Source organism: Cysteiniphilum litorale, assembly GCF_003428165.1.
GTDB lineage: Bacteria > Pseudomonadota > Gammaproteobacteria > Francisellales > Francisellaceae > Caedibacter > Caedibacter litoralis.
Map to the genome: position 1 here is coordinate 1 of NZ_QLIQ01000070.1, position 6,484 is coordinate 6,484.

Consider the following 6,484-nt stretch of genomic DNA (forward strand, 5'->3'; position numbering starts at 1 on the left):
AGCACACTACATAGATACATCAATTGTGAGATTAAAACACTAGATCAAATGGACACGATTGATGATATTTATAATGCGCTTTTTAAAATTGATAACGATTCTATTGAATTTATATCAAGCTATGTCGCCAATACTTCTCTAGCTGTTAAATAATTCTATAAATCAACCCACCAGGGAGACTAGCAACTCCCTGATGGGCATTGTACGTCTCCCGTTAGCTCAAACTATAAGGAGAAATACAATGAAACATAAACATCAAGGTCAGTTATTAGCATTACGGACATCAAAAATTTTGTTGTCCGATCATGCGGAAATAGAAAAAACAAAGAATGACGAACCAACGCAAGCAAATACCTATGAAAAAATGCTGAATATAAAAAATATTAAAACTCAGCCCATCTCAATTACACCGTATTTGAGAAGATTATGTATCTGATTGCATAGATGTTTTAATAAATAAAATAACCCTTGGGGGATGTTAATCCCTCAAGGGATTGTCATCCCCTTAAAAGGTTAAAAACTGAGTAAACCTAATTTTAAGGAGATGACAAAATGACCATAAATAAAAACAAAGCTTTTTATTTTATTCCCAAATATCAGGCAGCAACGCTTATCTACGATAATATCGTCAAGTATCAACCTCAACTTGATCACTTAAAAAAAGCATTAGAGAGGTGTCCAGAGACCTACCAAACGGAAAGTCAAAGGATACCCGATAAAGTTGCCTGGTTGCACTACTATCATCCCAATGGATGGCACTGGTATGTGATCGAAAAAGATATCTGTGATGAACAATTACAAGTATTTGCACTTGTTTCAGGCCACGATACTGAGTTTGGCTACTTTAGCATTGACGAGCTCAGAGAAGTCGCAGGTGTTCTGATAGATCTTAACTGGAAGCCGAAACCTTTATCTGAAATTAGTGAAGTCAGCCACTTTGTAGCAGGGTTCATTAAAGAGGATGAGGATGATACGGAAATAAAGTAAGAAGTATCACAAAGCAGTTTAGTTTGAGCTCTCAACTGCTTTGTAACCCACATCCATAAGGAGAATGTAAGTTAATTATATGGCGATATGATTTATTTGCAATACTTTTCTTATGTGATGTTACATAAATGCGTCTTATTGACGTGATAACCCTACAGGGAGAACATTCCCTGTAGGGGGTATTCTCCCTGTTTTATGACATAAGGAGAATACCATGTCACAAAATACAGATAATAAAACATTGGAATTACCTGAGATAATTAATGCAGTATCCAGTGAATTTCTCCACCTACTAAAGCATCTTGATCCTGACTTTACCATCGAAAATATTACTTTTGATGATAAGGTTGCGATCTACCGCAAGGGGGCTTTTTTAGGACTAAACTGTGATCACAGCAGGTTAGCCTATATCCCAATTGCTCGATTGAATCGGTTTAATCTCCCATCAACATCAACTTTGACTAATAGCCTACCCATCTTTTTGGAGATGCTATTGCCATATAATGTTGGCTGTAAGGAGTTAAGAAGCAGTTTTGCCGTACAAACGACGGTGAGAAGAGCCTTAGCTGCAACGGGTGTTATTCTACCTGAAGGGATGATTTTCAAACTTGAGCAACATTTCAATACACCTAAGCTTGATATTAAACATATTAAGACAGGGATTGCCGATGTTTACCGTTTGCCTAGATTACAAAATGGCTCTCTTGGTTCTTCTTGCATGCAAGGCAAACCAGAAAAGTACTTTGAAATATATGACAATGAACCAGCCATTGGTTGCCTTGTTGCAACAGATCAAGATGGTTATTTAGTCGGTAGAGCAATTACCTGGCAAGTTGATAGTGGTGCAACGTGTTGTGATCGACGCTATGGCACTTCATCTTATATTGAAGAAGCATTAGTAACATATGCCAAAAATAATGGCATGTATTGCAAAAGCAATAATAATTATGATGAGGTTGATTCATGGCAAGGTGCAAATGATCGTCTGACATCCATTTCTCAGTCCGTTACTTTAACGCAGAGATATGACTATTATCCATACATGGACACATTTCGCTACTTCAATACACAGGATAAATTACTCTATTGTGTTGATGATATCAACCATAACGCGATGCTAAACTCCACTGATGGATACACGACTCTTTTGGTGTGCTGCGAGGAGTGTGACGCTTTTTGCGATGATAGTGAGATTAGCTCAATTCAGGGCATGGACATCTGTGAAAGCTGCGTTGATGCCTATTATCATCGCTGTGATCACTGTGATGAGTATGATCATTACGATAACATGACTGCTACTAAAGATGATGATCGTGTCTGCCAAACCTGTTTAGACAATCACTACCAAACCTGTGACGAATGCAATGGATATGTCCTTGATAATGACATCTATCATTTCGGTTGTGGTGACATATGTGCACACTGTGTTGAAGGAGCGCGTCCATGAAACATTTACAGCGCTTATTCAACATTTTAAGTCTTGGCAATCAAAATGCCAAGGCAGCATATATCAAGCAACAATATGGCAAATACGTTCATCAAGATGAATATGGTAATCTCTACCTTAATCGTGATTTTCGTCAGCAAAAACCCTATCTTGTCGCACATATTGACACCGTGGATGAGCAACCGACTGCCAAGCAGATCGTTGTTGATCCTTACGCACAAATCATCAGTAGCACACGCCATGGGAAACCATGCAACCTGGGTGCTGATGATGGTGTCGGTGTGTTTGCAGCATTGCAACTTTTTGATCTACTGGATATAGGTGTTGCACTCTTTAAAGATGAGGAAGTTGGCTGTATTGGCTCTAGCCATGCAGACGGTGATTATCTGAATGCAAGCTACTTAATTCAACTGGATCGTAAAGGACATGAGGACATTATTTTTAATGGCGCTGGCATTACCATAGCCAGTGATGATTTTATCAATGCCGTTGAAAATATTGCTCAAAATTATGGTTATACATCACAGCTTGGTGGATTAACGGATGTTGTTACTCTGGCTGACCAGGACACTGTTGGCGTATCTTGTATGAATCTATCATGTGGTTACTATAAACCACATACCAAAGATGAGTATATTGATATCAGACATATGCAAAAGGCGATTGATTTTACGCGAAGTATTATCAGCAATCTTGGCAACCAAGTTTTTCCACACAAAGTAGCACACGATTGGGCGCCTGATTATCCATATCAACAGCACAATAAAAGCATCAGGTATTTCATGCAAGAGCTTTTAGCCACCAATATGACGGATGAAGAAATTTGCGATGAGCTGTATTTCTTTATTAATGATTATGATTGGTACCACTAAAAAACTAAAACTGTATTGAAAATCTGATCAAAAAAATAGGAAAACATTAACATATGCTTTTTGAGCACAAGCGCTTTGCACTTGAGCGCTTAAAATAAGCATATGTTAAAATTCCTCAATGTGTGACATGACTTTGTTAAACTGAATATGCCATCACCATTTTCATGGTTTACCTTTCACTTATTTATTTTTGCGCTTATTTCTATCGGGTGCTTGACTATTTTCCGGCACAGCCTCCATAGCAGACGATAGCATTTTAAACTCACCGCATAAAACCATATACTCGTCATTTTGCCGCTTAAGCAGCAGATTTTCCTGATAGAGCTTGAGCCAGCTTTGCGCCACAGGAGGCACATGCGGCTTTTTACGCCAACCTAACACAGTGTCATAGCTATATCCTGTCACCTCACAAAAGTCCTTGATTGATCGTATATTTTGGCTTTTATCCTTAGCCAGCAGCTGAATAGCGCGGGTAAATTCACTGTAAGATAGACTCATTTAAAAATAAAATATAAATTTTAATGTCTATATGATTGTATTTTTATTCATGTATGTCAATATGTTGTTGATTAATGTCTATTTGACATTTATAATAATTAAATCAATGAAATAAACGTTTATAAACAGTCTATAAAACAGGAGTATACAGTGAAAAAATATCAGGTATCGATTGAAAATGCACAAAATCATTATGCGTTAAATACATTTACACGGTCTTTTGATGACGCAGCACAAGCAGAACACTATTTTGTGGAATTATTAGAGTATGAGTTTTTTAAAGGATTGGATGCCAATGTTAAACTTAAAAATACTGAAACCAATAAAACCCTAAAACATACTAACCTAATAACTGTCATTGCTTCTTAAAATGATAGATTTTACATCAAATTAAGTAGCTTTATTCTAAAGGTGATAAGAATGAACAGAGTAAACAATATGAATAAAAAGTACCTTGATAAAAAAATAAGGGCTTACAAGCAAATTAGAAATTATATTTACAGACCATACTTTACAATTGTCGAGTTCGCATTAATTATCGTTGCAATAATGACTTCTGTAGGCACTTTCTTCATGAGAGAGTTGGCTCTGGAGCTTGGTTTTATTGGTGTAATAGCAGTCGTAACTTTGTGCGGTAGAATTTTTAAAAAATACAAAGAGAGAGCATTCATAGATTCACGACCAGATCTATAAAAAAGGAAATATAAAAATGATAATAATAACTACATTATGGTCATTAGCACTAACTGTATTTTTCATATTATTGGTAGTAGGGTTTGATAATCCTAAGCTTAATTTTGCTATTTCATTTTATGTACTAATTGCAATTTCTTATTCAATATTTGAATATTTTAATGTAAATACTGAATATGTTATATATATGCTTGCAGGATGCGTTGTAATCATTGGCATTGTGTTTTTTTCTGTACAAGTTTATGACCTTTTTAAAAAAGATGACGCGCTGAGAGAAAACTAGTTGTAGAAATTTAAACTTCATCTTTTAACACAAGTGCTACTCGAAATTTTAGCTCACTCAGTTCTTTTATGAATACCAAGTCTATCTATCAACCTTACTCACCAATATCATAACCCTCATCATGAGATTGTCCTTTGCCTTTAGATAATTGCTGCTGGACTTTATCTCTGTGGTGTCTGGCATAAATATCTATCATTGTTGCCACACTGGATAAGGCCATTGGACTACCTGATTTGGCAATAACGGCTTCAATTTTATCATCGGTTAAATTAAAGTCTGTACGCTCACCAGGGTAATCAAGCTCATACTTAACCAATGCCTGTATATCAGATTTATGTGCCTGTAGCGTTTCATCTGAATACTCTCGCAACCAGTCATTGATATACGCATCACCATCGATAAACTCGCCACGATTTGCCATATAGCGCTTGGCGTACATAGACAAGGCTTCTTTGGTTTCTTGCGAAATGCCAGGTGCAGATTGACTTAATTGCAGTTGTGTTCGATCAACACGGTTATGTAGTCGATCTAATCCCATCTGCTCAGAGATGTCATCAACATGCTGATGTACCAGGACATCATTCCAGTCGGTCTTTTTAAAGCCTTCAATGTTTTGTGGCAAGATGACTCGTGCATCGATCCCCTGCGCTTTTAATGCAGCTTGTGCCTCATACGTCAAGGCATAAGATTGTGATGTCACACCATCATTATCCCCTGCAATAATCACCTCACTGGGATTAAAGCGCTCAATCATATCTTTCATTTTGCCAATATTGGCTGCCGAACCACACGCCGTTAAAACGGTGGCTTTTGGATCAGCCATCGCAATTGATGCTGCGGTCTCTGGACCCTCTGCAATATATAGCCTCCCTTTTCGCCCTTTTTCATTCTCAGCAGCAATATTCACAAAACCTGCTGAACCATAAATAACACCTAATGTTAATTTAGGGGTATCCATAAAGCTTGGCTTGTCTGCTGTTTTCGGATCTAAGTAAATACGCTGCACTCCGGTTAAGCCCTCTTTGCCGTAGACAGGAACCACAAGCATTGGCAGTTTATTGGTGAGAGTTTGCCCATCTTGTTCATAGACCCACGCACCCTTAGGTAAAAAGCGCATTTGCATCGTGTGAATAGGATAAATAGCACGATGCTCTTTTAAGTAACGCTCAGCTAAAGTGTCTTTTAATGGCACAGTCGCAGACCACAGCTTTTGTGCTTTGGCAATTTCAGCAGCGCGTATTCTTGCCGCTTCCGCTTCACGTTCCTCAGCAACTTTTTGAGGATCATAAATTTCAGTGGTTTTAACCGATTCAACTTTAAGCCCTGCAAAAATAGCCGCCATCTCAAAATGACTCATGCCCGTTTTTTGTTGCGGGAAGTTTTCTCTGAAGGCATCTGCTGGTTGGCGATATTTATCTTTAACGGGATCATACCATTGACCTTTTTTCTCTCCACTTAACATCACCATGCGATCATGTTCATATAGCACATAATCCTGTGTCGCTTTCATTGGCTGACCAAAGGCATAATCATAAACATCTAAACGAGCATAAATGGCATTATTAATCGCTTTCACGTCAAAACGCGTCACCTCTCTTGGCTGCATTGGCGCAGTAGAAAGGTTAGAAGAAGCACTATTTGCAGGTGCAATTTCATTCACTGCATGAGTTGCTTTTAGATGATTAAGAACTGGAACACGCTCAC

The 6,484-nt window shown here is 37.8% G+C and carries 9 protein-coding genes; 7 read left to right on the forward strand and 2 right to left on the reverse strand.

Annotated elements, in window-relative coordinates; genetic code table 11:
- Positions 1–241 precede the first annotated feature (241 nt).
- The 4 genes from DNJ75_RS13895 to DNJ75_RS13910 all read left to right on the forward strand — a co-directional run bounded on the left by DNJ75_RS13895 (position 242) and on the right by DNJ75_RS13910 (position 3,306).
- Positions 242–436 (forward strand): hypothetical protein, encoded by a 195-nt coding sequence (locus DNJ75_RS13895; protein WP_117004044.1) that lies wholly within the window; start codon positions 242–244, stop codon positions 434–436.
- 116 nt (positions 437–552) lie between these two features.
- Positions 553–987 (forward strand): hypothetical protein, encoded by a 435-nt coding sequence (locus DNJ75_RS13900; protein ID WP_117004045.1) that lies wholly within the window; start codon positions 553–555, stop codon positions 985–987.
- A 214-nt stretch (positions 988–1,201) separates the two neighbouring features.
- The gene (locus DNJ75_RS13905; RefSeq protein WP_117004046.1) at positions 1,202–2,434 is read left to right on the forward strand and encodes a hypothetical protein; all 1,233 of its coding nucleotides are present in this window, start codon (positions 1,202–1,204) and stop codon (positions 2,432–2,434) included.
- Positions 2,431–3,306, forward strand: a complete 876-nt coding sequence (locus DNJ75_RS13910) for a zinc-binding metallopeptidase family protein (protein WP_117004047.1) — start codon at positions 2,431–2,433, stop codon at positions 3,304–3,306. Before DNJ75_RS13905 ends, DNJ75_RS13910 begins: the two co-directional genes overlap by 4 nt.
- A 180-nt stretch (positions 3,307–3,486) precedes the next feature.
- Here DNJ75_RS13910 and DNJ75_RS13915 read toward each other — a convergent pair whose 3' ends face one another.
- Positions 3,487–3,804 carry a hypothetical protein gene (locus DNJ75_RS13915; RefSeq protein WP_117004048.1) on the reverse strand — a complete coding sequence of 106 codons (318 nt, stop codon included), beginning with the start codon at positions 3,802–3,804 and terminating at the stop codon, positions 3,487–3,489.
- A gap of 150 nt (positions 3,805–3,954) precedes the next feature.
- On the opposite strand from DNJ75_RS13915, the gene DNJ75_RS13920 reads away from it, so the two are divergent.
- From DNJ75_RS13920 to DNJ75_RS13930, 3 genes are read left to right on the forward strand one after another with little or no spacing between them, the layout of a single operon-like run.
- A complete protein-coding gene (locus DNJ75_RS13920) occupies positions 3,955–4,173 on the forward strand; it encodes a hypothetical protein (protein WP_117004049.1) in 219 nt (72 codons plus the stop codon).
- Positions 4,174–4,224: 51 nt separating this feature from the next.
- Positions 4,225–4,497: a hypothetical protein gene (locus DNJ75_RS13925; RefSeq protein ID WP_117004050.1), complete on the forward strand. Its 273-nt coding sequence runs from the start codon at positions 4,225–4,227 to the stop codon at positions 4,495–4,497.
- Positions 4,498–4,513: 16 nt separating this feature from the next.
- Positions 4,514–4,780: a hypothetical protein gene (locus DNJ75_RS13930; protein WP_117004051.1), complete on the forward strand. Its 267-nt coding sequence runs from the start codon at positions 4,514–4,516 to the stop codon at positions 4,778–4,780.
- Positions 4,781–4,874: 94 nt separating this feature from the next.
- On the opposite strand, the gene DNJ75_RS13935 is transcribed toward DNJ75_RS13930, so the two are convergent.
- Positions 4,875–6,484: DUF7146 domain-containing protein (locus DNJ75_RS13935; protein ID WP_206609117.1), on the reverse strand; the 1,610-nt coding region annotated here is incomplete at its 5' end.